At 34.8% G+C, this 18,109-nt stretch carries 15 protein-coding genes; 8 read left to right on the plus strand and 7 right to left on the minus strand.

What is annotated here, in order from left to right; genetic code table 11:
* Positions 1-32: 32 nt before the first annotated feature.
* A complete protein-coding gene (locus tag LV89_RS03525) occupies positions 33-539 on the plus strand; it encodes a HEAT-like fold family protein (protein WP_109741489.1) in 507 nt (168 codons plus the stop codon).
* Positions 540-597: 58 nt separating this feature from the next.
* Here the strand turns inward: LV89_RS03525 and LV89_RS03530 are convergent, their stop codons facing one another.
* The 5 genes from LV89_RS03530 to LV89_RS03550 all read right to left on the minus strand — a co-directional run bounded on the left by LV89_RS03530 (position 598) and on the right by LV89_RS03550 (position 4,732).
* Positions 598-1,326, minus strand: coding sequence for an acyl-[acyl-carrier-protein] thioesterase (locus tag LV89_RS03530; RefSeq protein ID WP_109741490.1), 729 nt, complete (start codon positions 1,324-1,326; stop codon positions 598-600).
* A gap of 122 nt (positions 1,327-1,448) precedes the next feature.
* Positions 1,449-2,228: a carboxypeptidase-like regulatory domain-containing protein gene (locus LV89_RS03535; protein WP_109741491.1), complete on the minus strand. Its 780-nt coding sequence runs from the start codon at positions 2,226-2,228 to the stop codon at positions 1,449-1,451.
* Between the two features lie 293 nt (positions 2,229-2,521).
* Positions 2,522-3,355 (minus strand): phosphatidate cytidylyltransferase, encoded by an 834-nt coding sequence (locus LV89_RS03540; RefSeq protein ID WP_109741492.1) that lies wholly within the window; start codon positions 3,353-3,355, stop codon positions 2,522-2,524.
* A 219-nt stretch (positions 3,356-3,574) separates the two neighbouring features.
* Positions 3,575-3,784, minus strand: a complete 210-nt coding sequence (locus tag LV89_RS03545) for a putative signal transducing protein (protein ID WP_109741493.1) — start codon at positions 3,782-3,784, stop codon at positions 3,575-3,577.
* Positions 3,785-3,796: 12 nt separating this feature from the next.
* Positions 3,797-4,732 (minus strand): CPBP family intramembrane glutamic endopeptidase, encoded by a 936-nt coding sequence (locus tag LV89_RS03550; protein ID WP_109741494.1) that lies wholly within the window; start codon positions 4,730-4,732, stop codon positions 3,797-3,799.
* A 118-nt stretch (positions 4,733-4,850) separates the two neighbouring features.
* Between LV89_RS03550 and dusB the strand changes: the two genes are divergently transcribed.
* The 7 genes from dusB to LV89_RS03585 all read left to right on the plus strand — a co-directional run bounded on the left by dusB (position 4,851) and on the right by LV89_RS03585 (position 13,674).
* Positions 4,851-5,852 carry a tRNA dihydrouridine synthase DusB gene (gene dusB / locus LV89_RS03555; protein WP_109741495.1) on the plus strand — a complete coding sequence of 334 codons (1,002 nt, stop codon included), beginning with the start codon at positions 4,851-4,853 and terminating at the stop codon, positions 5,850-5,852.
* 89 nt (positions 5,853-5,941) lie between these two features.
* Positions 5,942-7,021: a sensor histidine kinase gene (locus LV89_RS03560; protein ID WP_109741496.1), complete on the plus strand. Its 1,080-nt coding sequence runs from the start codon at positions 5,942-5,944 to the stop codon at positions 7,019-7,021.
* 3 nt (positions 7,022-7,024) lie between these two features.
* The gene (locus tag LV89_RS03565) at positions 7,025-7,726 is read left to right on the plus strand and encodes a LytR/AlgR family response regulator transcription factor (RefSeq protein WP_109741497.1); all 702 of its coding nucleotides are present in this window, start codon (positions 7,025-7,027) and stop codon (positions 7,724-7,726) included.
* Between the two features lie 240 nt (positions 7,727-7,966).
* Positions 7,967-8,725, plus strand: coding sequence for a dioxygenase family protein (locus tag LV89_RS03570; RefSeq protein ID WP_109741498.1), 759 nt, complete (start codon positions 7,967-7,969; stop codon positions 8,723-8,725).
* A gap of 10 nt (positions 8,726-8,735) precedes the next feature.
* Positions 8,736-9,416, plus strand: coding sequence for a pirin family protein (locus LV89_RS03575; RefSeq protein ID WP_109741499.1), 681 nt, complete (start codon positions 8,736-8,738; stop codon positions 9,414-9,416).
* 742 nt (positions 9,417-10,158) lie between these two features.
* Positions 10,159-12,768: a TonB-dependent receptor gene (locus LV89_RS03580; protein WP_109741500.1), complete on the plus strand. Its 2,610-nt coding sequence runs from the start codon at positions 10,159-10,161 to the stop codon at positions 12,766-12,768.
* Between the two features lie 105 nt (positions 12,769-12,873).
* Complete coding sequence (locus LV89_RS03585; RefSeq protein WP_109741501.1) at positions 12,874-13,674, plus strand: energy transducer TonB; 801 nt, start codon at positions 12,874-12,876, stop codon at positions 13,672-13,674.
* Positions 13,675-13,895: 221 nt separating this feature from the next.
* Here LV89_RS03585 and LV89_RS03590 read toward each other — a convergent pair whose 3' ends face one another.
* The gene (locus tag LV89_RS03590) at positions 13,896-16,937 is read right to left on the minus strand and encodes a TonB-dependent receptor (protein WP_109741502.1); all 3,042 of its coding nucleotides are present in this window, start codon (positions 16,935-16,937) and stop codon (positions 13,896-13,898) included.
* Positions 16,938-17,602: 665 nt separating this feature from the next.
* Positions 17,603-17,893 carry a hypothetical protein gene (locus tag LV89_RS03595; RefSeq protein ID WP_109741503.1) on the minus strand — a complete coding sequence of 97 codons (291 nt, stop codon included), beginning with the start codon at positions 17,891-17,893 and terminating at the stop codon, positions 17,603-17,605.
* Between the last annotated feature and the right edge of the window lie 216 nt (positions 17,894-18,109).

Raw genomic sequence — 18,109 nt, forward strand, 5'->3', positions numbered from 1 at the left:
AATTTGTCATTAATAAATTAGACCCAAATTTAATGAATCTGAAAGACACGCTTCCCGAATACAATTCTCAGGCTGAAACCCAAAGAATTCTTCATTGGATTGATGGTTCTCCACAACATTTTGCGGAATTAATGGACGTATTTTTTGATGGAAATACTCGTAAAAATCAATATGCGGCGGGTATCATGATTCATTGTATCGACCGTTGGGATTTTTTGATAACACCTTATATCGAAAAACTCATTTTGAATTTACGAAGTGACGGGCTACACGATGCTATAAAACGCAATACGGTGAGGGTTTTGCAAAACATTGAGATTCCAGAAGATTTACATGGAATATTGGCAGAAATTTGTTTTACTTATTTGAGTAATCCTACTGAAGCGGTAGCCATTAAGGTTTTTTCGATGACAATTATTGATAATTTGACCCAATTTTATCCTGAATTAAAAGAAGAATTACACTTTATTTTGGAAGAACAATTCCCTTTTCAATCGGCAGGATTTAGGAGTAGAGCAGGTAAAATTTTGAAAAAGTAGCATAGGAATCCTTTCTGTGTCTTTAACACTTGACTACACTGCAAGGATTCCTGTGCTACTACCAAATAGTTTCTCCAGTTACCAATTCTTGACCATTTTGATTCAAGATTCGATGAATGAACCCATTTTCAATTGCTTGACTTTGCGTGGTTATTTTATCGCCAAAAACGCTTTCATTCTTAAAAATCATATCAATAGAACGAAGAGTACCATTATTTAAAATGTCGGTCGGAATACTTTCCAAAAGCCACTCTACATATTTGGTATTATTAACGTGTTGATTTGAGTCAATATCATGCCAGCGAATGTCAAATCGTCTTTCTGTTTCTACGTTACTGATTCCCAAAATCTTACCCGATACCTTCTCTACGTACTTTTCATTGGTATCAGTTGGCGTAATAGCACGCATCCAGTCGGGTACAGAGGTAATTCTTCGGCGTACAATATCCATCAATCCCCAAACGCTATTGGCTCTGATAATTTCGTTACCTTCTTGGTCAAAAACCTTAAAATCACGGTGATAAAAGTATTTGTCAATTTCTTGAACATAAGTTTTCACCGTTACGGTTTCGTCGTAATTGGGCAAGCGGTCAATCCAGATTTTTAAGCGTGAAAGTACCCAAGAAATATTATGTTGGGCGGATAAATCATGAACTGAAACTTTGGCTACGACCGAATGACGCCAAGCCATTTCTTGTAAAAGTCCATTAAGAGCGGGAATAGTTAATTTGCTGTGAGCATCAACTTCGGTAATTCTGATACGGTAAGATTCGGTAATAAATTCCATTAATAGTGGTTTTAGGAGTTAGGTTTTGGGTATCAGATGGCAAATTCTGAAATTAGTTTTAAAGATAATATCTATAGACTGAGAATACTAACCCCTAAAAACTAAAACCTAACCCCTGATAATCAATTTCCTTTTTTCAATTCTGACATAAATTTCTGACGAGAAATTCCTTCTGTTGGAGCATCTTGGTAGGCTTTTTTGTAATCGTCTCGTTTCAAATCTCCATTTTTCACCGATTTGATGAAATTCATCCATGCAAATGGGTTTGTCAATGCCATTATTGGACTTTGAACGAAATTTCTGTTTGCCATTCCATACGTCATTTGGTCAGAGAAGTTTCGGAAATTTCCTGCTCCACTCAAACCAGCTTGCAAAGCCAAAACATTCAGATTTGATTGCTCTAAATTTTTCTCTAAAGCTCTTCTGCCTGCTTCATTTTCCAATTTCATATCCAAAAATGCCTTTTTGAAAGCCTCTTCGGTATTGTATGGATAGACTTTTACTTCGGCTAATTGACGGATTTCCTCTGCCATGTGAATAATGGCACTTTGGGTCTGTTCTAAAATATATGGAATTATATAATATTTCTTCTTATAACCAACATAACTAAACACCAAACTATCTCCCGGATAAACGTACAAAGTGAAATTTCCTAAGTCGTCTGTCAATGCTCCTCTGCCCGACTGTGCGTTGAAAACGTAGGCATTGGGGAGGAATTCTGAGGTACGAGCCGCTACTACTTTTCCTTGAAATACTATTGAACCACTATTGTGCTGACCAAGTGCTGAAAGACTTAGGAATGTTGCAAAAAATAATGCTAAAAAGCTAATAGACAACTGTTTACGATTGACTGTTCTTTTTGTTTTTTTGCTGAATGATATATGTTGATTTTGTTTCGACATCTTAAAATAATATAGAAGAATGTAAACTTACACAAAATAAACGATGCTGATAATAAAATGGTTTGTCTTTAACAGATTTTAACGTATTTCTAATCTTTAGCGTAATTAAGGTATTAGTTTTAGGGCTTAGAAGATTATTAATTCCTAAGCCCTAAAACCCAATTCCTAACCCCTTTTATAGACAGCGACATAACTTATTAGAAGTAAAATTTAATAATTTGGCTCAACTTCCCGAAAGTTTTAAACTTTCGGGAAGTTCCAATTCCAATAAGTTATGTCATACTCTATATATGCTAAGAAAACAATTTCAAAAATGTAATAATGAATGGAATTGACAATAAAAGTCCATCAAAACGGTCGAGGAAACCACCATGACCCGGAATTGTTGAGGCTGAATCCTTAATTTTGATACTACGTTTGAAAAGTGATTCTACCAAATCTCCATAAGTCCCTGCTACTACAATGATTGCTCCACAACCGAACCATTGCCATGATTTAAGGTCTAAGAAATATTGAGATAAAACAAACGCAACAATCATTGAGGCTAAAAATCCACCTACACTACCTTCCCATGATTTTTTAGGAGAAACTCGCTCAAATAATTTTGTCTTGCCAAATTTTGTTCCTGCAAAATATGCTCCTGTGTCGCTCGCCCATAAAAGCAACAAACAACCCAGTGGACGTTGCCAGCTAAATCTGTACGTTAAAAATGCCAAAATAATAACCAAAGCAAACGGCAAAGCCACATAAATAACGCCCAAAAATGTATAGGCGATGTTTCTGAAAGGTTTATCGTCTTGAGCTTTGTATAATTTAATGAAAAAAATCAAAGTCATTAAAGGCGAAAGAATATAATAATTTGCCTCTGGAATAACGCCCTTTTCAATCAAAAATGTAATGGTAACCAACACAAAGCCACAAAATGTACCATAATAGGTAAGTGGTTCATTTCCGTTTAAACCTAATAACTTATAAAATTCTAATTGTGCCAAAATAGCAATCAAAGCGAAAAGTCCGTAAAACGTCCAGTCGCTAAAAACCATGCAAAATATTAGAAAAGGTACAGCAATAACCGCTGCAATAACCCGCTGTTGCAGGTTCGACATTGATTGTAATTTTGTATTCATTTAATGATTATGGTTAATATTTTCTCCGTAGAGACGTTGCCTGCAACGTCTAAATTATCGTAGATTTTTATAAATATCGTTAGACATTGCAGGTCAACCCAATTTGATTTCTATAAAACATAGCGTTAGACGTTGCAGGTAAATTAGACGTTGCAGGCAAATTAGACATTGCAGGCAAATTAGACGTTGCAGGCAAATTAGACGTTGCAGGCAACGTCTCTACATAAGACCTGCTTCGTTTTCTACTAAAAATTTGGCTAAAACGGCATTTTGAAGAGGAACGTGTACCTCACAAAGTCCAAATAAATAGGAGCTATCTTGTTTGTTCATAATGACAGCATCAATATTATGTTCATCAATTAAAAAGGCTTTTGCTAATTGAGCTTTTATTGGGCTTGTCGATTCATATATTTTTTTCCAATCGTTCATAAATTCAGAATTTTAAGCCTTATTTGTTTCGGAAACTCTATTCATCCAAAACCATCTCAATAATAAAATAGTAATAATTAAAGACCCTAACGCCATACTCAAAGGTACGGATTTTGTATCTTCAATATCTACATTTACCATTTTCATATCGCTCAGATAAGCCATGATAAGTGTAAAACCATTATTTACGATATGGGCAACAATTGGAATCCAAAGGCTTTTTGTCCAAAAATACAAATAACCAAACAATGCACCTAACAACATTCTTGGAACAAAACCAAAAAATTGGAAGTGAATAAAACTAAAAGTAAATGCTGAGAACCAAATAGCTACATGAGGATTTTTAGTAGCTTTTAGCACGATATTTTGTAGCACACCTCTAAATAAAAGTTCTTCACTAACACCTGCTAAAACCGCAACTACTACCAAAGCAACGATTAGTTGAGATATTGAATGAAAATCGGTTAAGAATTTAGTCAATTCGGCAGTAGCGTTTTCGCTATTTTTCATCGCTTTTTCAAGTCCTTTCCATGCTTCTGGCAATTTCATGTTCTGATTCATTTCAATAATCAGTGCATCAAAACCCATAAATCCAATCACCAAAAGAGCCACTAATACAAAATCAAGCGGTTTTGCTTCGTGGAAACTTAAAGCATGAATGCTTTGTTTTTCGATATAATACCAATAAAACAAAGAGGCAACGATAAACGGAAGAGGCGTTGAAAATGTTTGAAGTGCCATTACGCCATCGTACATATTTTGATATTCGTTGAGGTGCTTCTGAAATTCAGCGACTTGCTGAAGAGGCATTCCTGTCATATAAGAAAAGAAAGCAATGCCAATCATCGACCCAAGAGTCATGAATACGAAAGTGAAACCAACTAAAATTAGGATTTTAGAAAGCAGTGGACGTTCAGTTTGTGATTGAAAATTATCGAATTGTGTCATAATGGTTGTAAATTTACATAAAATTAGGGGTTTGGTGTTAGGGCTTAGGGGATAGTTTTATTGCAAAATAGATATTTCATCTCTAAATCCTAACAACAAACCCCTAACCCCCAAAGTTATGGTTAAAATAAAAGACATAGAATTAGGCGAATTTCCTTTGTTGTTAGCACCAATGGAAGATGTTTCTGACCCGCCATTCCGTGCTGTTTGTAAAGCAAACGGAGCAGATTTGATGTACACCGAATTTATTTCTTCGGAAGGATTAATTCGTGATGCTGCAAAATCAGTTCAGAAATTGGATATTTTTGAATACGAACGCCCTATCGGAATTCAACTTTTTGGTTCTGATGTTGAAACCATGCGTGTCTGTGGTGAAATTGCCACCAAAGCAGGGCCCGATTTGATTGATATAAATTATGGTTGCCCTGTAAAACAAGTGGCTTGCCGTGGAGCAGGAGCAGCGTTATTACAAGATATTCCTAAAATGGTGGATATGACAAAAGCCGTTGTTCAATCAACACATTTGCCTGTTACCGTAAAAACTCGTTTGGGTTGGGACGATACCACCAAGAATATTGAAGAAGTTGCAGAACGTTTACAAGACATTGGAATCGAGGCACTTACTATTCACGGGCGTACACGGGCTCAATTATACAAAGGTGATGCCGATTGGCGTTTGATTGCCAAAGTAAGAGAAAATCCAAGAATTAGAATTCCAATTTTTGGTAATGGAGATATTGATTCGCCCGAAAAAGCATTGGAATATCGTAATCGTTATGGAGTAGATGGCATCATGATTGGACGTGCTTCGATTGGTTATCCTTGGATTTTCAACGAGATAAAACACTTTTTCAAAACGGGTGAGAAATTAGCTCCACCAACTATCGACGACCGTATTGACGTTTGTAGAAAACATTTAGATTTTAGTATTCGTTGGAAAGGAAACCATGTGGGTATTGTAGAAATGCGTCGTCATTATGCCAATTATTTTAAAGGAATTTCGCATTTCAAAGAATTCAGAATGAGACTGGTAACTTCAATGAGCTACGAAGAAATCATCGGTATTTTAGACGAAGTGTCTGTATTTTATCAAAATGAAGAAATGTCTGTTATCAATTAATTGTTAATTTCTCATTATTACTTACCGTTACATTCCATCAAACCACCGATATTAATTGTAAATATTGGTGGTTTTTTCTATATTCGGATATGTTTCGATTAAAATATACCCTCATCATTCACCTGCTTGGGTGGCTACTTTTTTGGGCTTTGCCGTTCTTTTATATGTCGCAAGAGCCAAACAGACAAGGTAGTATCTTATTATCTCACAATTATTTACTTTTTATTGGGGTTTATTTGGCGGTATTTTATTTGAATACTCAGTTATTTATTCCGAAGTTATATTTCCAAAAACGCTATTTGCTTTATTTTGGAGTATTTATAGTGATGTTATTGATTGTAGGGTGGCTTAAACCTTATGACAATTTAATCTTTCAAAGATTTAATGACGTTGCACATCAGCCGATGTCAACACCCCCAGAATTTCATGGAGAGCATCGTCCAGAACCTCCTCAACATGAAGTGCAGCTTCGCTTACCATTTTTAGATATTGTCAGTATTTTTCTATTTTTTACGATATGGATGTTGGGAATGGCAATTACAGTAGCTTTGAAATGGCAATTGACCGAGAAAAAAGCCGTTCAAGCAGAAGCCGATAAAGTCACGGCAGAATTATCTTTTCTAAAAGCACAAATTAACCCTCATTTTCTTTTCAATACACTGAATAATATTTATACTTTGGCAACGATGAATCATGAAAATACTGCTCCAAGTATCATGAAATTATCGCACATTATGCGTTATGTAACGGATGAAGTTACCGAAGATTTTGTGCCATTATCCAGTGAAATAGAGTGTATTAGCGATTATATAGATTTGCAACAATTACGCTTAACCCCAAAAACTACCATAAATTTTGAAGCAAAAGGGAAAATTGAACATCAAGAAATTGCTCCATTAATTTTAATGACTTTTGTGGAAAATGCTTTCAAGCACGCTGTGAGTAATCGGGAAAAATCAGAAATTTTTATTAAAATTTGGAGTGAAAATAATACGATAAAATTTATTTGTCAGAATACTCTTTTTGCCCAAGCTCGAAAAGTTGAACGTACAGGAATTGGGATTCAAAACACAAAAAAGAGATTAGAATATTCGTATCCAGAAAGACATACTTTGAGCATTTCTCAAGAAAATGGGCTTTATATCGTTGAATTATCTTTGCAAAACTAAACCATGAAACTACGTTGTGTTGCCATTGATGACGAACCTTTGGCTTTGTCGTTAATTACTCAATATGTAGCTCAATTTCCTAAATTGGAGCTTGTTCAAACTTTCAATGATGCCATTGAAGGAGCTGAGTTTTTGGCAAATAATTCCGTTGATTTATTGTTTATCGACATCAATATGCCTGATATTACGGGGCTTGAATTGGTGGAAAATTTAACGGTAAAACCAATGATAATTTTCACGACGGCTCACAAAAAATTTGCTTTGGAAGGTTTTGAATTGGAAGCAATGGATTATTTATTAAAACCCATTGCTTTAGACCGTTTTAGTCGTTCTATTGGAAAAGCAATTGATTATTTTGAGTTGAAAAATGCCGTAAAAACAGACTCACCTCAGTATCTTTTTGTTAGGTCGGAGTACAAAATGGTGAAAATTGATGTCACCGATATTGATTATATCGAAGGATTGGTCGATTATGTGAAAATACATTTGTTGAGTTCACCACGTCCAATTCTTTCTTTAATGACCATGAAAGCGGTTTTAGAAAAACTTCCTGCCGACCAATTTAGCCGTATTCATCGGAGTTTTATTGTGCCAAATATCAATGTCAAATCAATTCTGAATAAAAAAGCGGAACTCATTTCTGGCAAAACAATTCCTATCAGTAATAGCAATCAGGATTTTATTGATGAATGGATGAAGAAATAAGTTTCATCGACAAATTGGCTGATTTAACCGATAAAATGCCTTATTTGAACAATGTATTCCTCTTTTCTTGCGTATTAACCAATACAAACAAAAACTTAAAAGGTTGTTTAAAATTTCAAGAAAAATAACCTAAAATCATTCTTAACCGATAGAATCATTTATTTGACCGATACATAACTTTTATGGAGGTATAATTTATTTCAGATGGGTGTATTCTTCAAAAACTATAATTATTAAAACATGAAAAGAGAAGAATTTTTAAAAAAAGGTTTTAACAGCCTTATCGGATTTGCGGCAGTTTTACCAATTTTGGATGCGTGCAAATCATCAAGCGTTGAGCCAACAACTACAACATCAGGAACAACCACAGGTACAGGCTCAACCAATGGAAGTTCTGCCAGCAATTGTACCGTTACAAGTAGCGAAACAGAAGGCCCTTTTCCTACAAAAACGCCATCAAGTTTAGTCATCAAAGATATTCGTTCTGACAGAACTGGCGTTGCTTTTGCTTTCACCATTACTATTAAAAATGCTAATAATAGTTGTGGCGTTTTGGCAGGTGCATTAGTGGATGTTTGGCATTGTGATAAAGACGGTTATTATTCTGAATATGGAGGAACGTCTATGCAACAAAAGGATTTTACAAGTGTACATTTCTTGAGAGGGCGTCAGGTAACTGATACCAATGGACAGGTTTCTTTTCAATCTATTTTTCCGGGTTGGTACCAAAGTCGTGCAACACATATTCACGTACATATTTATAACTCAGCGGGAAAATCATTGTTAGTAACACAAATTGGTTTCCCAGAAGCAAGTGATAGTGCTGTTGTAGCGGTAAATGCTTCGTCTGCCAATGGTTATACCAAAGGGATGTCTGGTTATACCTATAATGCTTCAGATAATGTATTTGCTGATTCTATGGCTAATGAAATAGGAACAATTACAGGAAGCGTTGCAGCAGGTTATACACTTACTCATACAATCGTTGTAAGTGCCTAAACGGATGATGATGGATTTAGAAACCCAAGCTCAAATATATTTAGCCGACCAGCGGGGCATCTCGCAGGTTGGCTTTTTTCGTAGTTTTCATACCTTCAATTTTGGTAATTATTTTCATGATAGTAGAGAGCCTTTCGGTAATTTACAGGTTTTCAATGATGATACCTTGAAGGCTGGAAATAGTTTGAAATTGAAATTGGATAAAAATTCAGAGGTAATAATTATGCCAATTGTAGGTGGACTTGAATTTCGTAACCCTTTAGAAGAAGGCTTTTTAGAAGCAGGTCAGATACAAGTTTTTTCTGCATTGGCTGAAACCGAATACGAAATTATTAATCCTTATGAAACGGAGGATATTAATTTTCTGCAAATTTGGCTGAATAATGCTTCGGTAGATTTTTCCCCAAAAATTGAAGTGAATACTTTTGATTTTGAAGATAAAAACCAATTACTACCCATTTTTTCAAAAGACAATCGAAAAGGCTTTATTGGAAAATATGACGGAAGAGAAAAGGAAGAAATTGCTTTAGAAAATTCAGAAAATAATGTATTTATTTTTGTTCTCAACGGAGCTTTTGAAGTTCAAGACCGACTGCTTCATGCAAGAGACGGTTTAGCTCTTTCTAATTTTGAAATGATTGATTTTGAGGCACTTTCCAATGATGCCATTATTCTGATATTGAAATTGTAGATTTAAGAATTGATAAAGATTTTTATGCACCTGTTTAAACTTTCTGTTTTGTGATAGTACATCGTTCTGTAAAATTTTAGGTTGAAGAATTCTAAAAGACTTAGTTGTAGCCAGATGTACCCAGCCGAAACAGAAAGTTTAAACAAGTTCTATCTAAACTGTACATTTATTTCAATTTCAAAAAACAAAATTACTTGACAACCTCTCCTAATATTCCTATATTTGTTCAGTATTTTAAGCATTTAGGATTGACCCGCCAGTATAAAGATGTTCAGTTTCCAATCATGGAATTTCCGTTCACGAATTTTCTTTAATTATCCACGAAATACTTATTTTACCCCGAATTAATCAGAAAAGCATCTTAAATTTTCCTTGCGTTTAAGAAAAGCATTTTGAATAATTTAACCGCAAAATCCTTACTTGTACAAAAAAGACTATCTTTTCCTTTCGTAAAATCGTAGTATTTTATTCTGTACGGGTCTATAATTCCGTATTTATCAACACTCCATTTTAAATTTTATTTTCCGCCAGAAAAGCACTAAGTCAGTTGTGAAAAATTATCTATTCTATTTCTTGTGGTCAAACAAGAAGGAATAAAAAATGATATTTTTAGCCAAAAACATTTCTTTGGCAATCAATTTGTAGTAGCTAAATTATTAGGTAGCCTTATCGTAAAATAGGGTTGTCTAAATGTTTATATATTACCCATAAAAAGTTTCTTAAAGCAATATCCTTACTCATTATGAAAAAAATATTCAAATTAACCCTTCTAATCATTCCATTTTTAGTGAGTGCTGCGGCATTCAGTCAAGGTATCAAAGGCAAAGTAATTGATGCAGATATTAAAGAAGGTATAGTTGGTGCAACAGTTACCATCGAAAATACCCCTTACAGCACTTCAACAGACTTACAAGGTAATTACTCAATAAAACTTCCGAAGGGAGACTATAAAATGAGTATAAGTTTTGCGGGGTATGAAAAGAAAATAATTTCAGTAATTGTTCCTGCTACGACTATTATAACACTTCCTGATGTTTCTTTGGAAGAAGCCACCAGTACAACTCAAGATGAAGTTTTGGTGGTGGTTGGTAGCCGTGCCACAGAAGGACGTGGTAAAAATGAAACAACTGCTCCAATTGACGTTGTTACTTCTGAACAACTACAAACTTTTGGGCAAATGGATTTAAACCAAATTCTTCATTTTTTAGTCCCTGCTTTTAATTCAAACCGTCAGTCAGGTTCTGATATTGCTGACCATATTGACCCTACTTCATTGAGAGGTTTAGGCCCAGACCAAACATTAGTGCTTATCAATGGAAAACGTTTTCACCAAACAGCATTGATTGGAACATTTGGTACTCGTGGACGTGGAAATACAGGAACAGACTTAAACACAATTCCAGTAGGAGCGATTGACCACATAGAAATTCTTCGTGATGGTGCTGCCGCTCAATATGGTTCTGATGCCATTGCAGGTGTAATCAACATCGTGATGAAATCTACTGTAAAGGAAATTACGGCTAATGCCAATGCAGGATTGTACACGGCTGGTGATGGCTTAATCTCGAATTTCAACCTAAATTATGGTTTTAAAATTGGAGAAAAAGGCTTTTTGAATATTACTGGCGAAGTATTAGCAAAAGATAAAACGCTTAGAAAAGCTGATAAACAATATGAGACAACCAATAGTGTGCCGAGAGTTTTATTTGGCGATGCGTCTTATGTAAATAGTAGTCTTTATTTGAATTCAGAAATTGCTTTAAGTGAAAAAACGAAATTTTATTCATCAGGAGGAATCAATTTTCGTACAACTGATGCACAAGGATTTACCGTAGAAGCAGGTAGTGATAGAAATGTAACCTCAGTTTTCCCGAATGGCTATGAACCAAGAATTGGGTCGAATATTTTTGATGGAACTTTAACGATTGGGCTAAAAACAAAAACAAGTAATGGTTGGGAGATAGATTTGTATAATACTTACGGAAAAAATAATATAAAATTATCAACTTTAAATACCGTTAATCCATCGCAAGTATTGTTTACGAACGTTAAAAATCAAATCAATTTTGATGCAGGTAGTTATAATTTATCGCAAAATACAACAGGTTTAACTTTTACAAAGAATTTAGATAATGTGTTATCAGGCGTTAATATTTCAATGGGTTCAGAGTTTAGAACAGATGCTTATGGAATTGTAGCAGGAGAAGAAGCTTCTTGGAAAAGATACGGAACAGATGTTTCTGTTGCTGGTGGAGCTCAAAACTTCCCAGGTATTCGTCCTGACAATGCCTTGACGGCTTCTCGTACAAACTTTGGTATTTATGGCGATGCTGAAGTAAATGTTACCAACTCTTGGCTAATTGCAACAGCTCTACGTTATGAAAATTATAGTGATTTTGGAGGAACAGTGAATGGTAAAATTGCTTCAAGAATTAAACTAAGTGATGCTTTTTCATTAAGAGGTTCGTTGAGTTCTGGTTTTAGAGCACCCTCATTGGCACAAGTATTTTTTAGCTCAACAATCAATGACGTTGTAACGGAAGAAGGAAGTACAACCGCTGTTTATGAAGAACGTTTATTGGCACGTAGCAATAGCCCCGTTACAAAAGCACTTGGTATTCAACCTCTAAAACAAGAAACATCATTAAATGGAAGTTTTGGTTTTGTATTACAACCATCTAAAGATTTCTCTTTATCAGTTGATGCTTATCAAGTAAGTGTAAAAGACCGTATTGTATTAACAGGAGAGTTTTCGGCTACTGATAAAGGTTTAGAATCTACTTTTAATAGTTTGGGTGTAGTGGAGGCTCAATTCTTTGCCAATGCTTTAGATACTAAAACAATAGGACTTGATGTTGTTGGAAATTATACCGCAAAAATTGGTGAAGGAACATTGACATCAACGCTCTCATTTAATTACAATGACCTTACTATTGAAGCTGTAAAAACAAATGCTGTATTAGTAGGTAGAGAAGAGAGCTTCTTGGGAAGAAGAGAGCGTTCTTTGGTTACTTATACTGCTCCAAAATACAAATACCACGCAATTATTGATTACAAATTGAACAAGACTTCTTTGGGTGTTCGTTTGTCTGGTTTTTCAGTAATGGATTTAGTTGATTACAACTCAACAAACGTTGCTCCAAACCATTACGATGCAAAAGTTACCACAGATTTAATGGCAGGCTATCAGATTTCGGATAATGTAAAAATTGTCTTGAATGGTTCAAATATTTTTAATGTTTATCCAAATAAACAACTTCCTACAAATACCGAAACTGGTGGTATGTACGAAGCAGTTCAAATGGGTTTTGGAGGAGCTTTCTACTCAGTTCGTTTGAAATTGAAGTTTTAAAAAATGCAATTTAATTAAAATCATTATAATGGGTAGTGTAAAGTGTTTTTATACTACCCAAACTTCCTTACTAAATCATAACAAATAAGTAAACTACGCATAACGATGAAGAATTTATTTATTGTAATATCGCTATTATTAATAGAAAATGTAACATCTGCCCAACAACGGTGGAGTTCAGCCTTTATTGGCAAACCTGAGTCGAGAGCTTTGTATGCTTCTAATGTTGCAAAAGCTATTCAAAGTGCTTGGGAAAATGAGATTGCTTCAAAAGAAAAAACTGATTTATTATTAGATGAGATTATCTTTGGACAAGAATCTGATAAAAAAAATAATCAAGAAATTGAAATTGCTAAACCTATAACCAATAATATTGACGAAATTGAGGAGGTTTTAGGAATTAAAGAAAAAACGACTGACCCTGTTAAAAAAGGAAGCACTACTCAAGATAGTCGTGTGGCTTCTAACGCAAGTTTAGAGAAGATAAAAATAAGCGAAGCAGAAGAACCTACGCAAAAAAGACTTAACAACACAGGGAAGAATACAAAAAAAGGTAATATACTTGCAATAGTTGATGATGAAGTAGAAATGGATACCATTTATGCTATTCCACAGATTCCAGCCATGTTTCCGGGTGGTGCAAGTGCTATGAAACAATTTTTTGTAAAAAATATTGAAACCCCCGAAAATGTAGGACAAGCAGTGAAAGGGAAAGTTTTTGTAAGATTTATTGTTGACAAATACGGGAAAATTTCAAGAATATATTTAGTAAAAGGACTAAACGATGCTTGTAATCACGAAGCGATGAGAGTTGTCAAGAAAATGCCATCATGGATACCTGCCAAAGAAGGTCAAGACAATGTGAATTCATGGCATACACTTCCAATTTATTTCGAAATTGAATAATAAGATTCATAAAGACGTTGAACTAAACCAATTTAACCGCTGATTTTTTAAGACTTTACTTTTAGAAACTTTGTTGTTTTTTACAGCCCTCTTGATATTCAAGGGGGCTTTGTATTTGTGGTGTTTCTCAAATTTGATTAAGTTGATAATGATTTTTGAGGCATAAAAAAGTCTTTCCCGATGCTCAGGAAAGACTTTTTGGGTAATTGAAATAAATACAATTAGAAAGTCAAATTTAAACGAGCGAATAAGAATCTTCCATTTTGACCAAATTGAGAAGTATTTCTTGAATAAGTAAATTGGTTTGAATTTGACAAATCAATCGTTGAAGCTGCATTGGCATATAAAATTGAGCCATCACTACCAACGCCCGAAGGTCTTTTTGCACTTACTGGACCATAATTCATGTCTGGATAAATATCAAAAAGGTTATTTGCTCCCACCACTAATTTTGTTGCGTTATTGATAGCATAGCCAAAAGATAAATCCGTGATGATTTTTGCTCCCCAAATTGGGTGTTCGTTTTCAACCGCTTTTCCATTTACGACAATAGCACTGATTTTGCCATCGCCATTCACATCAACAACGTTAGGGTCAGTAACTTCTCCGAAATAGCCATTTCTCATAAAGAAATCGAATTTCCCAACTGTTAAATTATTACTCAAATTGAATTTTACACGTGGAATTGCTTCTTCTACATAAACTCTGCTTGCTTCTGAGAAATAATTATTAATTTGTCCATTTTGAACTAAAATCTCACTTGCTTTAATTCCACCAACGTCAATTGTTTTTGATAAAGTACCCGCTAAATCATTTCTTAATTTAACACCACTTCCCAAATTTACTCGGTGCGTAATGACAAGGTCTAAACCTCTTGATTCGGTGTTGATGGCATTTGTAAAGAAGTTCGCAGCCGTTGCATAAGCTTGGTCGAAGATTTGTTGTAATACCAAACCACTACCTGTTTGTACGCCTGATGGTCTTGAAAAGTTATCCGTTAAAACAACACGGTCGTTAATTCTAATTAAATAAGCATCAGCGGTAATGGTTAGATTTGCCGTAGGAATTTTTGCTGTAAAACCAGCACTAATACTTTGAGATTCTTCTTGTTTCAATTTCGGAATTCCTAATAAATTAGCTGCTTGTGACGTATTGGTGAATGTTCCAACTTCATTTGGTACACCATTGTTAAATAATGTTGATGTACTATTGTAATAGATTTGAGCCAATGAAGGAGCTCTAAAACCTGTTGAAGCAGCCGCACGAATATTGATATTATCTGTCAATTTATAACGTGAAGCCAATTTGAAGATAGAAACACTTCCGAAGTCAGCGTAATTTTCAAAGCGGATAGCTGCTTCTGCTAAGAATCTGTTGGTAACGTCAAGTTCACCATCAATATACAATGCCATACTTTGTCTGTTGGCATTGCTGGTTGCAGCGGCACTAATTGGCTTAAATCCTGCAAAAACTTGAGCTCCACCCGGTCTTGTGTTTCCAAAGAAATCTTTGCTCGTAATTTGTGTAGCAGCAGTAATTAAATTTCCAGAGGCGTCATAATTAGCCCATGAATTTTGCTCTCCTGCTTTAATTCTATAAGATTCAAAACGACCTTCTGCTCCGAAGGCAATATTTAAACCTTGTAAAAAGTCAAATTTGCGAGAAAAATCTACATTGATAGTATTTTGACTAAACTGTAAACCTCCTGCATTGAAAGATGTTGGAGATTTACCCAACATTGTGGCGTTGGTTGTATTTTTGATGGTATAGTCAAAACTGTTTGTTCCGAAAGTATTACTAAAGTCGTAATTATATTTTCCTAAAACGCCACGAATACCTGCCGCAAACGACCCATCAGTAATATTTGATTGAATTGTTGGCAAAAATCCATTGATAAATAATGGCGTGTAAGTTCTGTTTTGGAATGGTCTTCTATAAAAACCAGAAGCATCACCTTGTCTTGAACCATAACCACCAAAAGCATAAATTTCGTGGTCTTTATTGATTGGGAAAGCAGAGTTTACAAATAATTGACCGCTTTGTAAAGTTGATTGCCCAACCTTCATGTTGAAATCATCTCTTGAAATACCTCTTAACGCAATTTCTTGGTCAGATACGTTGATATTCAATGCTTTTTGTAAATCAGCAATCGTTGTAGCAGCACCGATGGCACTTTTAGTAGCGTTATCAAAATATGGAACAGCAGCACCAAATTGTTTGATAGCATTAACATCGGTGAATAATTTATTTAAGTCATAACCACCTTTCATGGCTTGGTATTCAACGGCATTGTAACCATTAAATATTTGGTCGGTTGCCGTTTTAGCACGACTTGTAGCGTCTCTAATTGTTCCAGAAGCAGTAATATTGATAAAACCACCTTTTTTACCAACATTAAAACCATAATTGGCATCAATTTGATGTTTCGCACCATCTACGCCACCTTTATGATTATTAGCACCCGACGAGAAATTTGCACCCGAATACAAGGCTAATTCAAGTTTTCCAGTGGCTTTTTTCATGCCAACGTTTACAATACCTGCAATGGCATCAGAACCGTATTGGGCGGCTGCACCGTCACGAAGAACCTCAATTTTATCAATGGCAAATGAAGGAATGGCATTTAAGTCTGTTCCAACCGACCCACGACCTGGCGAACCATTTACATTTACTAAAGATGAAGTGTGTCTTCTTTTTCCGTTTAATAACACTAAAACTTGGTCTGGACCCAAACCACGTAATTGAGCAGGGTCAATGTGGTCAGTTCCGTCGGCTACTGTGGTAGAGTTTGAGGTAAAAGAAGGAGCAACTGAGTTCAAGATTTGCGTTAAATTGTTTTGTGGAACTTGGGTTGTTAATTCTTTTACGTTGATGATGTCAACAGGTACAGGGCTTTCCGTTTTTACACGTCCACCGCTACGAGTACCTGTTACAATTACTTCATTGAGTGAAGCATTGGATTGTGTCAAAACAATGTCTTGCGTGATACCTTCAGACCCTACCGTTACCGAAATAGTGTTTGCTGTGTAACCTACCGAAGACACTTTTAGTTTGTATGTGCCTGCTGAAACACGCAAACTATAAACGCCTGAGCCATCGGTTGCTGTTCCTGCTGAACGCCCTTCAATGGTAACTGATGCTCCGGGAATACCTGCTCCTGTTTCTGAGTCTTTGACTGTTCCTTTAATGCCTTGTGCATTAACTCCAAAACTTCCCAACAATACGATTGCTATGAAAGTTAATAATCTGTACGTTTTGTTCATAAAATGGATTTTGATTTGATGAATTATTAAAATATAAAAACTGAATAAGCGAGGGATTCTTAAATGAAAAACAGCATTAAAATACCGATTAGATAGCTAAAAATATATTTTAATGTGCTTGATTGGGATAACTGAAAATATAGTTTGAAGTGTGTGTGGTAGTTTTTAGAAAAGAAATGTAAATGTATTATTTTTTTTATTAAAATTCTTTTTTCAACATTTGTACTATTTGTTAATTTAAAATTTAGTAGATAATTACGAAATGAAAACTATCAAATTTTTTTTTAAATAGTAATTACAATTTTACAACGTTTATTGTGATTAAATGCTTAACAAATGTCAATAAACGTTAGAGTATGCAACCGTATAATAAAAAGGCAATGAAAAATATTTGAATTACGGAGTTAAATTTTTATGTTTGTCAGAATACTGAGTACGACTTAATATTCTATAAAATCTCTTTGGATTAAAGATTTTATAATTTCGACTTCTTGATTTTAAGTACAACAATTTTGTACATAAGTAGGGGTAAGGTTTAGTTGTTAGGTATTAGTGTTGGAACTCGCTATTAATCAGGATATTGCAACATGTGTCAAACATAAACTAATTCTTAACGAATACTTAATGATAATATTTAGAATATAAAATATGTTGTGAGGGATTGATTAATATTTGAACTCATAACTATATTTTGGTGTGTTAGTGATATATTTTGGCGAGTCTCTTTGAGGCTCGCCAAATTTTTTTGTGCCAATTTTCACCTTATTATCATTTAATACCAGTTTTAAATATTCGGTGCGTATTTTACGGAAGTCGTCGTTCAAAACGCTACGGTTTATACACAAGTATTTGAATATCGATTTAGAGCCGTAGGCTCGGTTAAATTTTGTAGCGGTGGGTTTTAACCCACCGAAAATGATGCGAAAACCCATTTTAGAGCCAGATGCTCGACCCATTTTAAATGCCTCGTTCCTACGGAACTCAAAAAATGGTCATTTTCTTTTTCGGTGGGTTAAAACCCACCGCTACAAAATCGGTCAAGCCTACGGCTTTTTTATTCGTATAAACCGTAGCATTCAAAACGACGACTTCCGTAGAAACTCATACACGCAATATCTTTTTAAAATTAGTATAATGAATGCTTTTTGCATAAAAAAAGTCCTACAATATTT

The organism is Arcicella aurantiaca (genome assembly GCF_003148625.1).
Classification (GTDB): domain Bacteria; phylum Bacteroidota; class Bacteroidia; order Cytophagales; family Spirosomataceae; genus Arcicella; species Arcicella aurantiaca.